Raw genomic sequence first — 19,211 nt, 5'->3', positions numbered from 1 at the left:
TTAGAAACTAAATTTTTTTAGTAATTTTTAATGCAAATGCATAATCAAATGCAATTTCTTCTATAGCACCATCTCTACCAGATTTACCACCATGACCTGCATTCATCTCAGTTTTTAAAAGTAATAAATTATTATCAGTTTTATATTCTCTAAGTTTGGCAGTAAATTTTGCTGGCTCATCAAATAAAACCCTATTGTCACTCAAACTTGTAGTGATCAGTATATGGGGATAATCCATTTTTTTTATATTATTATAAGGAGCGTAAGAATAAATATAATCAAAGTGATCTTTTTTATCTTTTGCATTGCCAAACTCATCAAACTCCCCAACTGTTAAGGGCAAAGAATGATCTAAATTAGTCGTCAAAGAGTCAACAAATGGTACTGCCATTATTATTCCTAGAAATAATCCTGGCGCTTGATTAACTACTGCACCCATAAGAAGGCCTCCAGCAGAACCACCCATTCCTATTATCTTATTTTTTGAAGTGTATTTATTTTCAATTAAATATTTTGCAGATGCAATGTAATCTTCAAAGGTATTTTTTTTATTAAGTAGTTTTCCTTCTTTCCACCATTTCATTCCTCGTTCCATTCCACCTCTAATATGAGCTGTGACCCATATAATATCTCTATTTATTAAACTTAATCTTGTAGTTGAAAAACTGGGACTCATTGAACTTCCATAAGAGCCATAACCATAAAGCAATAAATTTGCAGATCCGTCAAGTTTAGTGTTTTTATGCCTTGTAATTGTAAGAGGGATCAACCTACCATCATGCGATTTGCAATCGACTCGTTCAACAATATAATCATCTGAGTTATGACCTGAAGGAATTTCTTGCTCTTTAACCAACTTTTTTTCTTTAGAGCTTAAGTTATAAGAATACACTCTTGATTGTGTTTTTGGTGATGAATAGCCCAAATAAATTTCATCAGTACTTTTATCTCTTTGAACCAAAGATACTCCAGGAACATATACGGTCTCATCTGAAAAAATTAATTCCTCTTCTTTTTCAGTTGTTATATTCTTTACAAACAATTTGTCTAAAGCATCTGAAGTTTCTGACCTGATGATCCAGTTTTTTAAAAATGTTAGACCACCGATTAAAACCTCTTCTTTTGCAGCTATAAAAGTTTTCCAGTCAGGTTTTTCTAAACTATCAGTTATATCTATTTTAAAATCTTCAGCATTTTTATTTGTGTGGTTATAAAATTTTCCATTCCAAGAATTAACAGAATAAAGTATTCCTTTTTGTCTTTTTTGTATTATCTTTGGCCTTGGTTCTTTTTCATTTACACTGAAATAATATTGTTCGGAAGTGTTATGATCTGAAGTGTTAATAAAAAAATATTTATCATCAGAACTTAGGTCAATTCCAACTGTAAAAGCTTCACTTTTTTCTTCAAAAATTAATTGATCTTGTTCAGTACTTGTACCCAATTGATGTCTATAAATTTTTCTTGGTCTATGATTTTCATCTAGTTTTGAATAAAAAATATATTGGTCATCTAAGCTAAAAGTTATGCTTCCTGATGTTTCTTCAATTTTTTCAGTAATTATTTTTTTTGTTTTAATATCTCTAATATATATTGTGTAATACTCTGAACCTTTTGTGTCTAAAGAGTATCCTAAATATTTATCATTAAAACTAACTTCAAGGTCACCAACACCAAAATACTCTACTTCGAGTTTTGCTTTTTCTTCATCGCCATTCCAAATTTCTTCAATATTATTAGATCCAATTTTTTTTCTTAATTTGATAGAATAATTTCCTTTGGCTGTTGTTTTTGTCCAATACTCATAATCAAAATCTTTGAACGGTAAAGATTCGTCGTCTAACTTTATTCTACTCTTAATCTCATTAAATAGTTCTTTTTGAATATTTTTAGTATCTGACAAGTGAAAATTTGTGTATGAATTTTCTTCTTCTAGGTACTTTCTTACTTCAGGGTTTAATTTTTTATTATCTTTTAAAACTTCTAAAATATTATCTTGGTGTATCCAGCTATAATTATCCTCCCAGCTAATATTATGACATGTTTTTATTTCTGATTTTTTTTTAAGTTGTGGTATTTTCATGAGAATAAATTAAATATATGAATATAATCATTTATACACTAGTTATTTTTGGAATTATTTACTTTTTACTAAAATTATTTGTCAATATATCATCTAAAAAAATATCAAAACATTTAAGAAAACCAATTTTTATTGGATTGATAATCTTAGCTTTAGTGCTTGCTGTGGGAGGCAAGTTTTTACTTAGTATACCTTTAACACTACTAAGTTTAGCTATAGTTAAGTTAAAAGGGTTTTCAATTATTCAATTAATTGGATTGTTTAGACTAATTCAAACACTTAGAAGATCTGGAAGGTTTTCATTCAGCCAAAATCAAAATATTAGAAACTCATCTATATTATCTTTAGAAGAAGCTTATAGAATTTTGAATCTTGATAAAAATAAAAAATATACAAAAGATGATGTTAATAAAGCTTATATCAATATTCAAAAAAAAATTCATCCAGATGTGTCACCAGAAACTGCAAGGTTATCTGCGATTGTTAATGAAGCTAAAGAAGTTATTTTAAAAAATATTTGTTAACTTAAGATATCATCTAATTGATCAAAAATTTTATTTGGATTAATTTTTTCTTTCCCAAAAGTATCATGCGCAACTGTACTTTCTCCGTCTGGAATAATTGGGTACATCTTTGAATTATAACTTCCATAAAGTAATGGCGTATCAGCCATTAAAACTATAGTTTTAATACCTAACGCAGAAGAGAGATGGCTAAAACTTGAGTCGTTACAAACAGAAATATCGCAATTTTTAATTATTGGTAATATTTCAGTTAAATTTAGATTATCTAGTGCGTAGCATTTATCTTTGAATTCTGAATTAAGCAGTTCTTTTAAAATTTCTTGTTCTTGTTTGTCCTTGCCGGTTGCTAGAAAAAATTTGCATTTATATTTTTGAGCTATTAGGCGCATAAGTTTTATAAAAATTATTGCAGGAACTCTTTTCGTTGGTCCTGATCCACCTATTCCAAGTAAAATATTTTTTTCATCATTACTAATTTTATATTTAGATCTCACTTTTTGAACAGATTGATTATCAATAGGAATTTCTGGGTCACTCTTAACATTCAAACCTAGTTTTTTTTTTAAAAAAACTTTTGCTGCACTAATAACGTGTTGATCTTTTTTTTGAAATAAAGAGTATTGATAAATATCTTTAATCCTAGCAATTCTTGTAATTAAATTAAATCTCAAAGACGAATTAAAAATAAATACTTTGTCAAAATTATATTGCCTGAGATCTTTTGCTAGACAATAGGAACCAGCTAGGCCATCGTGTCTACCATTCCTTTTTTTATTGCCACGATCAAGAATAATTATCTTATTAATAATATTATTATTTTTTAAAAATTGTTCTGCTTTCGAACTCTCTTTAACTAGAATGCTCACAGAGGTATCAAACTCTTCAGAAATTGCCTTTATAAAGGGTAGATAAATAACCATATCACCAATCCCCATTTTATTTTGTATAATCAAAATTTTCATTCAACAGTTTATCATCTTTACTAATTTTTAAATTTATATAAGTTTTTAAAATGAATAATATTAAAGGCATTTATGCGGCATCAATGTCTGTATTTAATAGTGATCTGAGCTTAAATATTGAAAAAACGATCACTCATGCAGAGAAAATAATTGACCAAGGCTGCCACGGAGTTGCTATTTTTGGAAGCACAGGGCAGGCTCAACTTATATCTATTAGTGAAAAAATTAGTCTATTAAATAAATTATCAAAAAGTAAATATAAAGATAAATATTTAATTGGAACTGGACTTAATTCTTTAAATGAAACTATCAATTTAATGAATGTAGCTTCATCTTTAGATTTTAATAATTTTTTAATTATGCCTCCTGCTTATTATAAATATGGCGATAAGGAGGTGATAGAGTTTTATTCAAGAGTAGTCGAAGCAGCTTCAGATAGTAGAATTATTTTATATAATTTTGAAAAACTATGTGGTTATAAATTTAGTATTGAGTGTATTGAAGAGCTCGTCAAGAAATTCCCGAATCAAATAGTTGGAGTTAAAGATAGCTCCTACAACCTTTATGAGCATTTAAATATAGATAACTTTTCTGTTTTACCTGGATCAGAGTCAAAACTTTTAAATGGTTTAGAGTTAGGGTGTGCTGGAATTATTACCGCAACTTGTAATGTGACAGCAGGCTTATCAAGAAAAGTTTATGATGATTTTTTTGAAAAAAAGGAACAAACAAAAAATAAAATGCTATGTGATGTCAGAAATACTTTTGAAAAATTTAATCTTATATCTGGATTACATTCTTTTATGTCTGATGATGATGGAATTTATGAAAATGTTTTACCGCCTGTGAGTCTTTTAAAAGAACAAGATAAACTTCAATTAATAGAAGAACTCAATAAACTTAACTTTACTTTGGAATCTTTAAAGGCGTCATAAATGCAACTAGCAAGGTTTTTAGATAACTTATTTAAAAATGATGGCTTTATATTGATTGATGCTAATTTAAAAAAATATATTATAGGATTTCCTCAAAAAAAAATTCCAATTACACTTAAAATTTTAAATAAGAAGCTTCATTATAAATTACTATTTCGTCCCGACCTATATTTTGGGGAAGCCTATTCTGATGGAGATATAATTATTGAAAATGGAACACTAACTGATTTTTTAGATTTAGCACTTATGAATATTGGAAGAGGAGAGTTAAATTTTTTTAGTCAATGTATAAATAAAATGAGTGGATCTTATAGGTACTTAACAAATTTTAATTTTATAAAAAAGTCTAAAATGAACGTTGCACATCATTATGATCTTTCAGATAAATTGTATGATTTATTTTTAGACCCTAAAAAGCAATACTCATGTGCATATTTTAAAAATGAAAATGATAGTTTAGAAGATGCTCAAAATAATAAGATCCAACACATAATTAAAAAATTAAATATAAAAAAAAACCAAAAAATTCTTGATATTGGATGTGGCTGGGGATCATTAGCTATTGATATTGCCAAATCTACGAATTGTGAAGTGACAGGAATAACTTTATCAGAAAACCAATATGCTTATTGTGTAAAAAAAGCCAAAGAACTAAGTTTAGAAAATCAAGTTACATTCAAGCTTATGGATTACCGGGAATTAGATGATAAATTTGATAGAATTGTAAGTGTTGGAATGTTTGAGCATGTAGGAAGAAAATTTTATAAAAAGTTCTTTAAACAAATAGAAAAATTACTTACTGATGGTGGTGTTTCTTTAATTCATACAATAGGCTCTGTTAATCCACCTAGGGACCCACATCCGTGGGTAACGAAGTATATTTTTCCTGGTGGGTATACCCCAAGCTTAAGTGAGGTAACTACACCAATAGAAAGAGCAGGGTTAGTAGTATCTGATATAGAGGTGCTCAAATTGCACTATTCGCATACATTAAGACATTGGAAGGAAAACTGTATTAATAATAAGGAGCAAATTGTTAAAATGTTTGATGAAAGATTTTTTAGAATGTGGGAATTTTACCTTGCTGGTTGCGAAATTGCTTTCAAATGGGGCGACCAGGTTGTGTATCAATTCCAATTAACAAAGAGTTATACATCTACACCTATCACAAGAGACTATATTTATCAGTAATATATTGATAAATTATAACTTCCTTAGAGTATGAAAAAAATAAAAAAAAAGTCTTTTAAAAAAAAGCCAGCTAAAAAAAAGTCTATTAAAAAAGAGCTAGCTAAAAAAGCACCTATTAAAAAAAAGCCAGCTAAAAAAAAGTCTATTAAAAAAGAGCTAGCTAAAAAAGCACCTATTAAAAAAAAGCCAGCTAAAAAAAAGTCTATTAAAAAAGAGCTAGCTAAAAAAGCACCTATTAAAAAAAAGCCAGCTAAAAAAAAGTCTATTAAAAAAAGAGTTGGATTAATATCAAGAGTAATTAAACTTCAGTATTCTTTAAAATCAGAATTTAATTTTAAAATCAATTTTAATTTAGAAAAATATATCCAGGCATTTTTTGACATTTTTGCAAATAAGATACTTGAATATAAGATATTGAAAGAAGATGAAGTAAGAAAAAGAAAATTAGAAGAAATTGAAAAAAAAGAACAAGAAAAAATATTAATTCATAAACAAAAAATAGAAGAAGAAGAACTTCAAACTAAGTTTAAAGAAAAAAATTTAAAAGATGAGATTAAATTAGAAAAAGAAAGAGCAAAAGATATAAAATTATTTTTACGCAAAGAACAAGCATTACTTAGAGTTGAGCAAGCAGAAAGACAAAGACAATTTTTAAGACAACTAAAATTAGAAAAACAAATTGAAAAATTTAGAATAAGAGAAATAAAAGAATTAGAAAAAATTGAAAAAGTATCTTTAAAAGAAAAAAGAGATGACTATGTGGGTCTTCAAGCAAGAATAGAAAAATTAAAAGATAAATATAGAATAATTAGAGATCAAAAAATTAGAGAAAGAGTAGAGGCTTTAGGTGTAAAAATCAAAGGTGATGAGGATAGAGAAACATTACTACAAAAAGAAAAAGATTATAAAATAGCTAGACAAAAAATTGAGCTTTCTCTTGAAAGTTTTTACAGAAGCTCAAGTAGTTTAGTTTTTCAGCTTAATAAGCGTCATGTAACCAGGCATATGTCGATTTTTAGGTGTATAGACAAAAGATTTGAAACTGGTGAGATATTTATTAAATGGGATGAGGCTCCAGATGAAGAATGGTTATTGTTAATCTACATAAAAGATAATGCCCCAGATAAAGGAATAGTTATTGAAGATAAATCGGATCCTGAAAAAAGTTTCTCATATGAGTTTAAAGCTAATGAAATTTTTAAAGCTTCTGATTTAATGGTCGATTCATTAACTCAATTAATTTCAAGAAAAAGAGCTAAAAAAGATTAGATTAAATACTCTCTTCTTTAATCAATCTTTCAATTTCAGGTATTAATTCGCGACTTCTAAATGATGGGTAGAACTTTAGAGCTCTTTCAATACTTTTAATCGCTTTCTCATATTTTTGAAGTTTTATAAAAATTCTTGCCTGTCCTGACAGTGCTCCAAAATGTCTAGGCTCTATACTTAAGACTTTTTCAATATCATTTAGAGAATTTGTAAAGTCGTTCATTAAAAAATACAAAGTTGCTCTTTTATTCCAAGCCTCAGGCCATTGAGGGTCCGTAACTATGATGTTGTCAAAAACTCTCAATGCAAAATTATAATCTCCATATTGCATAAGCTCTGTTCCAAATTCTAACTTATCAGTTAATTTATCATTATTTGGATGCTCATTCCAAACAGACCAAATCTTTTTTTCTAATTGTTCAGCATTATTTGAATCATTGACCTCAATAAGCTGGTCAAAAAGCTTATCTAGAATAATTTTTTGAGATGATTGAGCAGAAAGAAAAAAACTGCTTATAAAAAAAAATAATATAAAAATTTTATAAGTTTTCATATTAGAAACATAAATTAATTGATAGCCACTCTCAATAAATAAAAAATTTATTTAGAAAGCTGTTTTTTATTTTTTAAATACAGAAAGAAAGCAATAACTTCATAAAAAAATGAAAATAAAGTAAAAATAATTGGCAGGCTAAAAAAAGAATATAGGAATTTATATTTTGGTATTTTTTTCCAAACTAGCAAAAAAGCTTTTGCTCCCTCAGATATTTTTCCACCCTCTTCAACATGCAGTCTTCTTAAAAGAGTTTTATCATCTTTTGACGTCTCTTTTTCTGCAACTACGTTATTAGTGATATCAACCCATTCAATTTCTTTTATATTTTGCTTTTTATATAAATTTATTTCTGCTCTACAAATATTACATGAATTATTAAAATAGACCTTCACAGTTTATTTTTTTTCTTTCCAGGCAGTCATTCCACCAGTCATATTTTTTACGTTTTTTATTCCCATATATTGCATTGTTTTTGTTGCGAGAGTACTTTGACCACCAAGTCCACAAAATACTATATATTCTTTATCTGGATTATTTTTAAACATTTCCTTTTCTAAAGGACTGCCGTCTGCTAAATAAAATTCCAGTAAACCTCTTTCTAAATTAATTGCATTACCTATCGTTTCAGTGCAAAAACTACTTTTATCTCTGACATCGATAAATTGAACATTTGGATCATTTAATTTCGCTTTAGCTTCGTCTACAGAAATGTTTGTTATTTCATTAGAAACCTTCATTAATTCATCAAATTTTTTCATTTTATTATCCTTTATTTATTAATTTGTAAAATTACCAAGAATTAATTAATTTGTATATGTGCGAAATACACCAATTGAAAAAATAATTATAACTACTATTTTACTAACATGACAGATTTTTTTAATAAAACAGATTTATCAAGAAATGATGCAGAAAAAATTATTTCTGAAACACTAAATAACTGTGATGATGGAGAGCTTTACTTAGAAAATTCAAAGAGTGAATCCATTGTGTTAGATGATGATAAAATTAAAAGCTCTAATTATAGCTCTGATTTAGGTTATGGCTTAAGAGCCGTAACGGGCGAAGTTGTTGCATACTCTCATTCAAATGAAATTTCAAAAAATTCATTAAAACAATCAGCTGATAATTTAAGCTCAACTTTGAAATCAAAAAAAGGTATTTATAATCATGCGATACACAAGACAAATGAAAAATTCTATAAAAATATTAATCCGATAGAAGAAAAATCACTTCAATCAAAATTAGAACTCTTAAAAGAAGTTAATAATTATATTAGAGCAAAAGGAGGAATTGTTCAGCAGGTCACAGCTAGTTTTGCAGGGGAGCATAAGTCTATAGAAATAATAAGATCAGGTGGTGAAGTGTTAACAGATATTAGACCTTTAATTCGCTTTAATGTTTCGGTGATGCTTGAAAAAAATGGCAAAAAAGAAACTGGTGTTTATGGTATTGGTGGAAGACAATCGTATGATGAATATCTGAAAGATGATAATTGGAAAAAAGTATGTAATGAGGCATTTAGAATTGCTTCAGTAAATTTAGAAAGTAAACCTGCTCCTGCAGGAGAAATGAAAGTAGTTTTAGGACCTGGATGGCCAGCAATACTTATTCATGAAGCTATAGGACATGGTTTAGAAGGAGATTTTAATAGAAAAAAAACATCTGCTTTTCATAATTTAATGGGTCAGAGAGTTGCTAGTGATGGAGTTACAATTATCGATGATGGAACTTTGCACAATAGAAGAGGGAGCTTAACAATTGATGACGAGGGAACACCCACAGAAAAAACTGTCTTAATTGAAAATGGTATATTAAAAAATTTTATGCAAGATCGTTTGAATGCAAGATTAATGAATACTAGATCTACTGGAAGTGGAAGAAGAGAAAGCTACAAACATATTGTTCTTCCAAGAATGAGAAATACAATGATGTTAAATGGAAAATATTCTCAAGAAGAAATGATTAAATCAGTTGATAAAGGGATATTTGCAGTAAGTTTTGGTGGTGGTCAGGTTGATATTACATCAGGAAAATTTGTATTTAATTGTACGGAAGCCTATGAAATCATAAATGGCAAAATAGGAGCTCCTATTAAAGGGGCAACATTAATTGGTGATGGCCCATCAATCTTAAAGGAAGTTTCATTAGTTGGAAATAATATGATGCTTGATCCAGGTATTGGAACTTGTGGAAAGGCTGGACAAGGTGTTCCAGTGGGTGTGGCACAGCCATCAATCTTAATCGATAAAATGACTGTTGGTGGAACTCAATTATAAATAATATGGTTAAAGATCAAGATTATTTAAAAAAAACAGCATCTTTTTGTGTAGATTTAGCAAAAAAATTAGGTGCAACAGACGTGACAGCAGTAGTCGGGCATTCAATTTCTGAAACAGTCAATTTTAGAAATAGAAAATTAGATGAGTCTGACAGATCAGATAGTTTAGGAGTTAGTTTAGAGACTTATATTGGTAAAAAGAAATCAAGCATTTCTTCATCAAATCTTAATGAAGATAATATTAAAACTTTAATAGAGAGATGTATTGAAACAACTCAAATTACACCAGAGGATGAATTTAATTCTCTACCAGATCAAGATCTATTAGCAAAGAAAATTAATGATCTAAACTTATATGATGATGACCATATAGAGAATAATGAAAAAATTGAATATTTAAAAGAAGCAGAAGAAGCTGCACTTGAAAAAAAAGAAATTATTAATACAGAAACAGGTTTTACAGAATCTAAATCTAACTTTATATTAGCAAGCAGTGATGGTTTTTTAAATGGATATAAATCCTCATCTTTTTCTGCATCATGTGTTGCTATAGCAAAAGACTCTAATAATAAAATGGAAAGAGATTATGAATTTACGAGCACTTGCCATTTACATGATATGCTTAGACCAAATCAAATTGGGTCATTGGCAGCTAAAAAAACAATTCAAAAATTAAACCCTCAAAAAATAGAAAGTGAAAAAATAAGTATTATTTTTGATAGAAGAATTTCAAAAGGGATATTAAGTTCTTTTGCAAGTGCAATATCTGCATCGTCTATAGCAAGAGGCACTTCATTTTTAAAAGATAAAATAAATGAAGAAATATTTTCAACATCAATAAATATTTATGACAAGCCTGATATAACTAAAGGATTAGGCTCTAGGTATTTTGATAATGAGGGAGTTAAAACTAAGGAATTGAAATTAGTGGATCAGGGTGTTTTAAAGCATTATCTTGTTGATACTTATTATGGAAGAAAATTAAATTTAAAATCAAATGGCAGAAGTGGAGGAACAAGTAATTTATATTTTGAAAAAGGGTCTACCTCTTATAAAGATCTTTTAAGATTAAACCGAAGAATTATTTATGTTACAGAAACAATCGGACATGGAAGCAATTTAGTTACAGGAGATTATTCAGTCGGGGCCAATGGCTTTATGGTTGAAGATGGAATATTTAAGTATCCCGTCAGTGAAATTACAATAGCTGGAAATTTCAAGGATATATTCAAGAACATAACACTAGCAGATGATCTTGAGTTTAAATATTCAACAAATGCACCAACAATGTTAATAGAAGGTATGGTTGTTGCTGGGAAATGAAGGACTTTTGTATTATTGGTTCAGGTATTTCTGGTGCAACAATTGCGAATACTCTCAGTAAAAAATACTCATTAGATCTTTACGACAAAGCAAGAGGCGTGGGAGGGAGGTCATCTAACAAAAAGTTTAATAAGAATGAGAGCTTTGATCATGGTGCTCAATATATTTCACCGAAAAGTATTGAATTTAAAAGATTTATAAAAAAATTAATTGATAAAAGAATTGTTAAAAGCTGGCCAGGGAAACATGTATTTTTAAACACAGATAAAAAAGAGGATAAAAAACATATTAAGATAATTGGTAAAAATGGGAATAATGCAATTAGCAAATATCTATTAAAAGATATTAATTGTAATTTTAATAGTGAAGTTATTAAAATTTTTAATAAAAATAATATTTGGGAAATATATTTTTCAGATGGATCAATAAAACTATATAAATCTTTAATATTAACATGTCCATTTCCTCAATTAAAAAAACTTTCAAAAAAATATATAAAACATTCATTTGTTAATAAAAGAATTAAAATGGACGCAAATATAACGGTCATGATGGTCATAAAAAAAAGTAAACATAATGTAAGTAGTTATTTTTTTAATGATAAAATTTTAGGATGGGCTGGAAATGAAAATAGTAAAATGCGCTTTAAAAGTAAAAATGATCTTTGGACTTTACAAAGTACTTACTCATGGGCAAATGAAAAAATTAATAAAAATCAAGAAAATAAAGAGCTAAACTCAAAGATTATGATAGAACAGTTTTTTAAACTTACAGATATAAAAAAAACTAAAGTTTTATTTTCCTTGAATCATGGTTGGAAATATTCATCTAGTTCAAAACCTTTAAAAATTAAAAGCTATTGGAATTCTTCTTTAAATCTTGGGGTTTGTGCGGATTGGTTTGTTGGACCTAGATTAGAGTCTGGATGGATAAGTGCCAAAGATCTTTTTAAAAAAATAAGTAAATAATTTATTCAAATTTTTTAACCTTATATTCCCAATTTCCCAATCTAGAATAAGTAACTTTTAAAATTAAAGAGTTTTTTTTATCAAACCATATATCAAAATTAAGCCTTTTATCTTTTGGTAAAGACATGTCTTTTGAGGTCAATTTAAAATGATCTACCTCATAAGTTTTACCATAAATTTCAATTTTTTCTTTAGCTATAAAAGTTACTACTTGCTCTTTAATGCTACCTGATACTGGACTAATTTGACTATCAGTCTGTAAAATTTTATGGCTCCACCAATTTCCGATTATATTATTTATTGATGCTTCACCATTATAAGATGAACCTTGAATGTCAAATTTATTTGTTTGTTCATTAAATTGTAAATTTACATATTTTTTTTTATTATTTTGAAGTGTTTTAGAATTAAAAGAAATCAATTTATTTTTAATATATTTTTCTTCTCCATAGCCTTCAATTTCAAAAATTGTTGCTCCAAATAATTTGACTGTAATTTTAGTTTGATTTGTAACTGTTGTTTTGTCTCCATTCTTTTTAAAAAAATAGTAATTATATCCAATAACTTTACCATCCTTTAAAATCTCCATTTCGATTTTATTAAATTTATTATAATGTGCCATGTGAGCATTAGAATTAAATGAATATGTTAAAAAAAATACTAAGATAAAAAAATTTTTCATAAAGTATCAACAATAATAGACTTTAACTTTAAAAGAAGTACTTTATTAGAAAAATGTTCTTGAAAATTAAAAATATCCCTAAAGTATCTTGGAGTTCAGAAAAACCATTAAATCTTAAACCAAAATTTTCAACTTTCTTTTTTCTGTGCCTTGGATTGACTTTGTTTGGTTTGGGTGAAGGCTTGTTAATAGTCTCTTTTGCTGGAGCTTCACCATGGTCTGTTCTCGCGCAAGGTATTTCATTGAATGCTAATCTTTCTATTGGGATAATAACTATCCTTGTAAGTATTGCTGTTTTAATTTTTTGGGTACCATTAAATCAAAAACCTGGAATTGGAACAATTTTAAATGCAATAATTATTGGTTTAATGATTGATGTTTGCATTAAGTATGTACCAACACCTGAAAATTATATTTATCAAATACTTTTGGCTATTGTAGCAGTATTAACAGTAGGACTTGGAGGTGGTATTTATCTAGTAGCAAATTTAGGAGCAGGACCAAGAGATGGACTAATGGTAGGCTTACAAAAAAAAACAAATTTGCCAATCGCGGCAGTTAGAGGGTCTCTTGAAATTACAGTAATGTCTATTGGTTGGTATTTAGGAGGAACTGTTGGTGTTGGAACTTTATTATTTGCTTTTGGAATTGGACCAGCTGTTGCTTTAGGATTATTTATAGTTGGAAAATCTTTTGACTAAAGAGGTGTTGAGGATTTTTCGTTCTTTTTTCTATCATTGGGATTAAGAATTGCTTTTCTTAATCTAAGAGATTTAGGGGTAATTTCTAATGCTTCATCAGTGTTTAACATACTAAGTTGTTCTGCAATTGACATTTGTCTGACTGGAGTAAGCACAACATTTTCATCAGTACCTTGAGTTCTCATGTTTGTTAATTGTTTACCTTTCATAACATTAATAATCATATCACCAGCTTTTGGAGCCAATCCAACAATCATTCCTTCATAAACTGGATCATTATGAGTTACAAACATTTCACCTCTTGCCTGTAAGTTAAATATTGCAAATGCGACAGCTTTACCGTTAGACATTGAAATTAAAGCACCATTTTTTCTACCATCCATTTCACCTTCGAATTTCCCAAAGCCATGAAAAATTCTATTAATTACACCAGTGCCTTTTGTTAAAGTCAAAAATCTACTTGTGTAACCCATCAAACCTCTTGTTGGCGCATGAAATATTAACCTTTTTTTATCTTTTCCAGTATCTTTAAGGTCAAGTAATTTACCCTTCCTTCTGTTCATTGAATCAATAATTTTTGAAGAAAACTCTTCATCTAAATCTACTGTAATTTCTTCGATAGGTTCGAGTTTATTTCCACTTTCATCTTGTTGATACAAAACTTTTGGAGGACTTACGGTCATTTCAAAACCCTCACGTCTCATTTGTGTTAGTAATATTTCAAGCATTAACTCTCCTCGTCCACTAATCACAAACGAATCTACGTTAGCATTTTGAGAAAAGGTAATTCCAACATTATTTTGAGATTCTGAAATCAATCTATCTTTAATTTGTGTACTTGTTAATTTTTTACCTTCAGTTCCAGCTAAAGGAGAACTGTTAACGCTTATAGTAATAGACATAGTTGGAGGATCTATTGGTGTTGCAGGAAGTGGTTCCATAACTTCAGGGTCACAAATAGTATCTGCCACATTGGCTTTTTCTAGACCAGCAATTATAACAATATCTCCAGCCTCACCAACTTCGATAGGCACTTTTTTTGTTCCTTCATATCTAAAAATTTTAGTTAACCTACCTTCATCAACTTTTTCACCTTTAAGATTTATTGCTTTAATTGGTTGATTAGCTTTAGCTGTACCTTGTGATATTTTTCCTACTAAACTTCTTCCTAAAAAACTGTCTGCATATAATAAAGTAGACAACATGGCGAAAGGTTTTGTTTTGTCAAGCTCAGCTGGCTTAACATGCTCAATAATTAAATCAAGCAATGGATGAAGATTTTCTCTTGGGCCATCAACTTCCTTGCTTGCCCATCCAGATCTTCCACTTGCATATAAAACGGGGAAATCTAATTGTTCTTCATTCGCATCCAAACTTACAAATAAATCAAATGTTTCATCTAAAACCTCATCAGCTCTTTGATCTGCTTTATCTAATTTATTAATTACAACAATTGGCTTTAACCCTTGCTTAAGAGCTTTTGCTAGTACAAATTTTGTTTGTGGCATTACACCTTCAGCAGAATCAATCAACAATAAAGCTCCATCAGCCATACTTAAAACACGCTCAACTTCAGCTGCAAAGTCTCTGTGTCCAGGTGTATCTATAATGTTAACTCTTGATCCCTGCCAATCAATTGAAGCAGGTTTGGCTAAAATAGTAATTCCTCTTTCTTTTTCTAATTCTCCTGAATCCATCAACCTTTCATCAACAACTTCATTTTCTCTAAATGAACCACTTTGCTTCATTAGATTATCAATCATAGTTGTCTTGCCATGGTCAACATGGGCAATAATTGTGATGTTTCGAATATTGTTACTCATAATTTGACGCTCTTATACATTAATTGAGTCATTTGAAAACTTAAAAAAAGTCAATATTTACAGACTAAAATTAATTATTCTAAAAATTCACTTCTTGTGATTGTTATAAAAACGTATAGATATCCCTATATAAATTAGACGTATTAAAGGATTAAGAGCATATCTCCTTAAGTTTTAAAAATATAAATACCTAAATGGAAAACTTTAAATTACTAAAAATAGAAGATTCTCTAAAGAATTCATTGGAAAAAATGAAGTTTACGAAACCAACTCCAATTCAGGCTATGGCAATACCTGTTGCTTTAGAGGGAAAAGATATTTTAGGAACAGCACAAACAGGAACAGGAAAGACTTTAGCTTTTAGTGTTCCTTTAATTAATAAACTAATATTAGATAAAAATGCATTTGCATTAGTTATGTGTCCAACTAGAGAGCTTGCAACTCAAGTAATGGCTGCGATTAAAAGCATTATTAGTGATAAAATTAATATTAAAACTGCTTTGCTTATTGGTGGAGAGGCAATGCAAAAACAGCTTAGACAACTAGGTAATAGATCAAGAATAATAGTTGGAACTCCTGGAAGAATTAATGACCACTTAAAAAGAAAAAGTTTAAATCTATCAGCTACTAAATATCTAGTACTAGATGAAACTGACAGAATGTTAGATATGGGTTTTACCCCTCAAATAGAATTAATTTTAAAATTTGTTCCAAAAGATCATCAAACTTTATTATTTTCTGCAACATTACCTCAGAATATTGTTAGAATTTCTGAAAGATATTTAAATAAACCTCAAAGAATTTCAACAGGGTCAACATCAGTTCCAATCGCAAAAATTAAACAGGAAACTCTTCAAGTTTTTAAAGAAAATAAATACGATCAATTAGTAGACCAATTTATAGCAAGAAAAGGATCAATATTAGTTTTTGTTAAAACTAAAAGAGGTGCTGATAAAATGGTTAAGCGTCTTAAAGAAGAGGGTCATTCAGCTGACGCTATTCATGGAGATCTTCGTCAAAGCAAAAGAGATCGTGTAATTACTTCATTTAGAAAAGGCCTTAAGAGAATATTGATTGCAACAGATGTTGCTGCAAGAGGTTTAGATATTCCATTAATTCAACATGTGATAAATTATGATCTTCCACAAGTGCCAGAAGATTATGTTCACAGAATTGGAAGAACTGCTAGAGCAGGGACAGAAGGTTCTGCTTTAACTTTTCTTACGCCAGATGATAGGTCGATGTGGAACGAAATTAGTAAATTAATTGATCCAAATTTTAAACCTGCGCCACGTGGAGCAAGAGGAGATTCAAGAGGAGGCAAAAAAGGAAAAGCACCATACAATAAAAAAAGAAAATTTAGAGATGAAAAAAAATCTTTTGGTAAAGGAAGATCTAGCTCATCATCAAGAGATGGAGAGAAAAAAAGTTTTGGTTATAAAGGAAAATCTAGTTTTGGAGACAAGTCAAAACCATCTAGTTACGGAAGATCTAGCTCATCATCAAGAGATGGAGAGAAAAAAAGTTTTGGTTATAAAGGAAAATCTAGTTTTGGAGACAAGTCAAAACCATCTAGTTACGGAAGATCTAGCTCATCATCAAGAGATGGAGAGAAAAAAAGTTTTGGTTATAAAGGAAAATCTAGTTTTGGAGACAAGTCAAAACCATCTAGTTACGGAAGATCTAGCTCATCATCAAGAGATGGAGAGAAAAAAAGTTTTGGTTATAAAGGAAAATCTAGTTTTGGAGACAAGTCAAAACCATCTAGTTACGGAAGATCTAGCTCATCATCAAGAGATGGAGAGAAAAAAAGTTTTGGTTATAAAGGAAAATCTAGTTTTGCCAAGAAAGATAACTCGAAACTAACAGGCTTTACAAATAATCCAAAATACTTCGGAAAAAAGACATCTGAAAGCTCATCTACTAGTGTAGAGAAAAAAAGTTCTAGTTTTGATAGAAAGAAGAAGTTTAAAAGTAGAAGTGATAGACCTAAAAGCTTTACCTTTAAAAAACACAGTCAAAAAAGAGCTAAAGTCTAAGATTTTTTAGATTTCTCTTTTTTATTTTTTCTTTTTTCTTTCAGGCTTAATTTAGGCTTTTTAGCGGTACTTGAGTCTTTAAATGATTTTCCACTGTATCTTTTTGACATATCTTAACCTTATAACAGCTTAATAAAAAAAAAGGCCACCTAAAAAGATGGCCTTTAAATTCTTTTTTAAAAAGAGTAAGAATTACATTCCCATGCCGCCCATGCCGCCCATGCCGCCCATTCCACCAGGCATTCCACCAGGCATTCCACCAGCACCACCAGCATCTTTGTCATCTGGCTTTTCAGCAATCATAGCTTCTGTAGTTACAAGCAATCCAGCAATTGAAGCTGCATCTTGTAAAGCTGTTCTTACAACTTTAACAGGATCTATGATACCTTTTGCAAACATATCAACATACTCTTCATTTTGAGCATCAAAACCCATGTTCTTTTTGCTTTGCTCAAGTAATTTTCCAACTACAACTGAACCATCAACTCCAGCATTTAAAGTTATTTGTCTAATAGGAGCTTGTAAAGCTTTAGCAACTAATGCAACACCAGCTTTTTGGTCATCTCCCTTAACTTTAAGTGAATCTAGACTTTGTGAAGCATATAAAAGAGCACAACCACCACCAACTACTATTCCTTCTTCAACAGCAGCTCTAGTTGCGTTAAGAGCATCTTCAACTCTATCTTTTCTTTCTTTAACTTCTACTTCAGTTGCACCACCAACTTTGATTACAGCCACTCCACCAGCAAGTTTCGCTAGTCGTTCTTGAAGCTTTTCTCTATCGTAATCAGAAGTTGTTTCACCAACTTGTTGTTTGATTTGAGCACATCTAGCTTCAATCTCTGATTTTTTACCACTACCACTAATGATAGTACTGTTATCTTTATCAACCTTTATTCTCTTACAAGAACCAAGGTCAGTAAGCTTAACATTTTCAAGCTTAACACCGATGTCTTCAGAAATAACCTGACCACCAGTTAAGATAGCAATATCATCAAGCATTGATTTTCTTCTATCACCAAAACCTGGAGCTTTCACAGCAACAACTTTTAAACCACCTCTAAGTTTATTTACTACAAGAGTTGCAAGAGCCTCACCCTCTACATCTTCTGAAATAATCATTAGTGGTCTTCCAGCTTGAACAACAGCTTCTAAAAGTGGAACCATTGGCTGTAAGTTAGTTAATTTTTTTTCATGTAATAGAATAAAAGGATTTTCTAATTCAGTAGTCATTTTATCAGCATTAGTTATAAAGTATGGTGATAAATATCCTCTATCGAACTGCATACCCTCAACAACATCTAATTCAGTTTCTATTCCTTTTGCTTCTTCAACAGTGATAACGCCTTCATTGCCAACTTTTTGCATTGCTTTAGCAATCATGTTACCAATTTCTTTATCGCCATTAGCTGAAATCGTTCCTATTTGAGCAATCTCATCACTATCTTTTACTTTTTTAGCTGAACTAATTAAGCTTGCTTTAACATGCTCCACAGCTGACTCTATTCCTCTTTTAACGTCCATAGGGTTCATGCCTGCTGTAACATATTTAACACCTTCTTTAACAATTGCTTGAGCTAAAATAGTTGCTGTAGTTGTTCCATCACCAGCCTCTTCATTTGTTTTGCTAGCAACTTCCTTAACCATTTGAGCACCCATGTTTTCAAATTTATCTTCTAGATCAATTTCTTTAGCAACTGAAACACCATCTTTAGTAATTCTAGGTGCACCATAAGACTTATCAATAACAACATTTCTACCTTTTGGTCCAAGTGTAACTTTTACTGTGTTTGCAAGGATATCAACACCTCTAATCATTGCAGCTCTTGCTTCAGAGTCAAATTTTATAACTTTTGCCATTTTATTTTCTCCTT

At 29.7% G+C, this 19,211-nt stretch carries 17 protein-coding genes; 9 read left to right on the top strand and 8 right to left on the bottom strand.

Translation table 11 applies throughout. The features are described from left to right. Nucleotides 1-7: 7 nt before the first annotated feature. Nucleotides 8-2,083 carry a S9 family peptidase gene (locus tag ABXT47_RS05750; RefSeq protein ID WP_415308175.1) on the bottom strand — a complete coding sequence of 692 codons (2,076 nt, stop codon included), beginning with the start codon at nt 2,081-2,083 and terminating at the stop codon, nt 8-10. Between the two features lie 17 nt (nt 2,084-2,100). Here ABXT47_RS05750 and ABXT47_RS05745 point away from each other — a divergent pair, with 17 nt between their 5' ends. Continuing rightward, the gene (locus tag ABXT47_RS05745; protein WP_415308174.1) at nt 2,101-2,607 is read left to right on the top strand and encodes a J domain-containing protein; all 507 of its coding nucleotides are present in this window, start codon (nt 2,101-2,103) and stop codon (nt 2,605-2,607) included. Here the strand turns inward: ABXT47_RS05745 and ABXT47_RS05740 are convergent. After that, on the bottom strand, nt 2,604-3,569 hold the full coding sequence (locus ABXT47_RS05740) for a glycosyltransferase family 9 protein (RefSeq protein WP_415308173.1): 966 nt from the start codon (nt 3,567-3,569) through the stop codon (nt 2,604-2,606). The two genes, ABXT47_RS05745 and ABXT47_RS05740, sit on opposite strands and share 4 nt — an antisense overlap. Before the next feature lie 50 nt (nt 3,570-3,619). On the opposite strand from ABXT47_RS05740, the gene ABXT47_RS05735 reads away from it, so the two are divergent. The 3 genes from ABXT47_RS05735 to ABXT47_RS05725 are packed head-to-tail and all read left to right on the top strand — an operon-like array spanning nt 3,620 to nt 6,964. Further along, nucleotides 3,620-4,504, top strand: coding sequence for a dihydrodipicolinate synthase family protein (locus ABXT47_RS05735; protein ID WP_415308172.1), 885 nt, complete (start codon nt 3,620-3,622; stop codon nt 4,502-4,504). Next, nucleotides 4,505-5,695 carry a class I SAM-dependent methyltransferase gene (locus ABXT47_RS05730; RefSeq protein WP_415308171.1) on the top strand — a complete coding sequence of 397 codons (1,191 nt, stop codon included), beginning with the start codon at nt 4,505-4,507 and terminating at the stop codon, nt 5,693-5,695. 30 nt (nt 5,696-5,725) lie between these two features. Next, a complete protein-coding gene (locus ABXT47_RS05725) occupies nt 5,726-6,964 on the top strand; it encodes a hypothetical protein (RefSeq protein ID WP_415308170.1) in 1,239 nt (412 codons plus the stop codon). A gap of 1 nt (nt 6,965) precedes the next feature. Here the strand turns inward: ABXT47_RS05725 and ABXT47_RS05720 are convergent, their stop codons facing one another. The 3 genes from ABXT47_RS05720 to ABXT47_RS05710 are packed head-to-tail and all read right to left on the bottom strand — an operon-like array spanning nt 6,966 to nt 8,278. Next, on the bottom strand, nt 6,966-7,517 hold the full coding sequence (locus ABXT47_RS05720) for a tetratricopeptide repeat protein (protein WP_415308169.1): 552 nt from the start codon (nt 7,515-7,517) through the stop codon (nt 6,966-6,968). 47 nt (nt 7,518-7,564) lie between these two features. Beyond that, the gene (locus ABXT47_RS05715) at nt 7,565-7,912 is read right to left on the bottom strand and encodes a thiol-disulfide oxidoreductase DCC family protein (protein WP_415308168.1); all 348 of its coding nucleotides are present in this window, start codon (nt 7,910-7,912) and stop codon (nt 7,565-7,567) included. A 3-nt stretch (nt 7,913-7,915) separates the two neighbouring features. Next, nucleotides 7,916-8,278 (bottom strand): rhodanese-like domain-containing protein, encoded by a 363-nt coding sequence (locus tag ABXT47_RS05710; protein ID WP_415308167.1) that lies wholly within the window; start codon nt 8,276-8,278, stop codon nt 7,916-7,918. A gap of 108 nt (nt 8,279-8,386) precedes the next feature. Here ABXT47_RS05710 and tldD point away from each other — a divergent pair, with 108 nt between their 5' ends. From tldD to ABXT47_RS05695, 3 genes are read left to right on the top strand one after another with little or no spacing between them, the layout of a single operon-like run. Next, the gene (gene tldD / locus ABXT47_RS05705; RefSeq protein ID WP_415308166.1) at nt 8,387-9,799 is read left to right on the top strand and encodes a metalloprotease TldD; all 1,413 of its coding nucleotides are present in this window, start codon (nt 8,387-8,389) and stop codon (nt 9,797-9,799) included. 5 nt (nt 9,800-9,804) lie between these two features. After that, the gene (locus ABXT47_RS05700) at nt 9,805-11,124 is read left to right on the top strand and encodes a TldD/PmbA family protein (protein WP_415308165.1); all 1,320 of its coding nucleotides are present in this window, start codon (nt 9,805-9,807) and stop codon (nt 11,122-11,124) included. Next, a complete protein-coding gene (locus ABXT47_RS05695) occupies nt 11,121-12,092 on the top strand; it encodes an NAD(P)/FAD-dependent oxidoreductase (protein WP_415308164.1) in 972 nt (323 codons plus the stop codon). Before ABXT47_RS05700 ends, ABXT47_RS05695 begins: the two co-directional genes overlap by 4 nt. Nucleotide 12,093: 1 nt before the next feature. Here the strand turns inward: ABXT47_RS05695 and ABXT47_RS05690 are convergent, their stop codons facing one another. Then, nucleotides 12,094-12,774, bottom strand: coding sequence for a DUF6134 family protein (locus ABXT47_RS05690; protein WP_415308163.1), 681 nt, complete (start codon nt 12,772-12,774; stop codon nt 12,094-12,096). Between the two features lie 53 nt (nt 12,775-12,827). Between ABXT47_RS05690 and ABXT47_RS05685 the strand changes: the two genes are divergently transcribed. Beyond that, nucleotides 12,828-13,475 carry a YczE/YyaS/YitT family protein gene (locus tag ABXT47_RS05685; protein ID WP_415308162.1) on the top strand — a complete coding sequence of 216 codons (648 nt, stop codon included), beginning with the start codon at nt 12,828-12,830 and terminating at the stop codon, nt 13,473-13,475. Here the strand turns inward: ABXT47_RS05685 and typA are convergent. Next, nucleotides 13,472-15,298: a translational GTPase TypA gene (gene typA / locus ABXT47_RS05680; RefSeq protein ID WP_415308161.1), complete on the bottom strand. Its 1,827-nt coding sequence runs from the start codon at nt 15,296-15,298 to the stop codon at nt 13,472-13,474. The genes ABXT47_RS05685 and typA overlap by 4 nt on opposite strands. A gap of 194 nt (nt 15,299-15,492) precedes the next feature. Here typA and ABXT47_RS05675 point away from each other — a divergent pair, with 194 nt between their 5' ends. Beyond that, nucleotides 15,493-17,337 (top strand): DEAD/DEAH box helicase, encoded by a 1,845-nt coding sequence (locus tag ABXT47_RS05675; RefSeq protein ID WP_415308160.1) that lies wholly within the window; start codon nt 15,493-15,495, stop codon nt 17,335-17,337. 192 nt (nt 17,338-17,529) lie between these two features. On the opposite strand, the gene groL is transcribed toward ABXT47_RS05675, so the two are convergent. Further along, nucleotides 17,530-19,197: a chaperonin GroEL gene (gene groL / locus ABXT47_RS05670; protein ID WP_415308159.1), complete on the bottom strand. Its 1,668-nt coding sequence runs from the start codon at nt 19,195-19,197 to the stop codon at nt 17,530-17,532. Nucleotides 19,198-19,211 lie beyond the last annotated feature (14 nt).

The sequence above is a fragment of the Candidatus Pelagibacter sp. Uisw_099_02 genome, assembly GCF_047727625.1.
Classification (GTDB): Bacteria; Pseudomonadota; Alphaproteobacteria; order Pelagibacterales; family Pelagibacteraceae; genus Pelagibacter.
This window is presented reverse-complemented; position numbering and strand designations above follow the sequence as displayed.

Coding starts and splice junctions, on each gene's coding strand:
- ABXT47_RS05675 (WP_415308160.1), top strand. CDS start 15,493: ATGGAAAACTTTAAATTACTAAAAATAGAAGATTCTCTAAAGAATTCA.
- groL (WP_415308159.1), bottom strand. CDS start 19,197: ATGGCAAAAGTTATAAAATTTGACTCTGAAGCAAGAGCTGCAATGATT.
- ABXT47_RS05710 (WP_415308167.1), bottom strand. CDS start 8,278: ATGAAAAAATTTGATGAATTAATGAAGGTTTCTAATGAAATAACAAAC.
- ABXT47_RS05700 (WP_415308165.1), top strand. CDS start 9,805: ATGGTTAAAGATCAAGATTATTTAAAAAAAACAGCATCTTTTTGTGTA.
- tldD (WP_415308166.1), top strand. CDS start 8,387: ATGACAGATTTTTTTAATAAAACAGATTTATCAAGAAATGATGCAGAA.
- ABXT47_RS05730 (WP_415308171.1), top strand. CDS start 4,505: ATGCAACTAGCAAGGTTTTTAGATAACTTATTTAAAAATGATGGCTTT.
- ABXT47_RS05735 (WP_415308172.1), top strand. CDS start 3,620: ATGAATAATATTAAAGGCATTTATGCGGCATCAATGTCTGTATTTAAT.
- ABXT47_RS05695 (WP_415308164.1), top strand. CDS start 11,121: ATGAAGGACTTTTGTATTATTGGTTCAGGTATTTCTGGTGCAACAATT.
- ABXT47_RS05720 (WP_415308169.1), bottom strand. CDS start 7,517: ATGAAAACTTATAAAATTTTTATATTATTTTTTTTTATAAGCAGTTTT.
- ABXT47_RS05685 (WP_415308162.1), top strand. CDS start 12,828: ATGTTCTTGAAAATTAAAAATATCCCTAAAGTATCTTGGAGTTCAGAA.
- ABXT47_RS05750 (WP_415308175.1), bottom strand. CDS start 2,083: ATGAAAATACCACAACTTAAAAAAAAATCAGAAATAAAAACATGTCAT.
- ABXT47_RS05740 (WP_415308173.1), bottom strand. CDS start 3,569: ATGAAAATTTTGATTATACAAAATAAAATGGGGATTGGTGATATGGTT.
- ABXT47_RS05745 (WP_415308174.1), top strand. CDS start 2,101: ATGAATATAATCATTTATACACTAGTTATTTTTGGAATTATTTACTTT.
- ABXT47_RS05725 (WP_415308170.1), top strand. CDS start 5,726: ATGAAAAAAATAAAAAAAAAGTCTTTTAAAAAAAAGCCAGCTAAAAAA.
- ABXT47_RS05690 (WP_415308163.1), bottom strand. CDS start 12,774: ATGAAAAATTTTTTTATCTTAGTATTTTTTTTAACATATTCATTTAAT.
- typA (WP_415308161.1), bottom strand. CDS start 15,298: ATGAGTAACAATATTCGAAACATCACAATTATTGCCCATGTTGACCAT.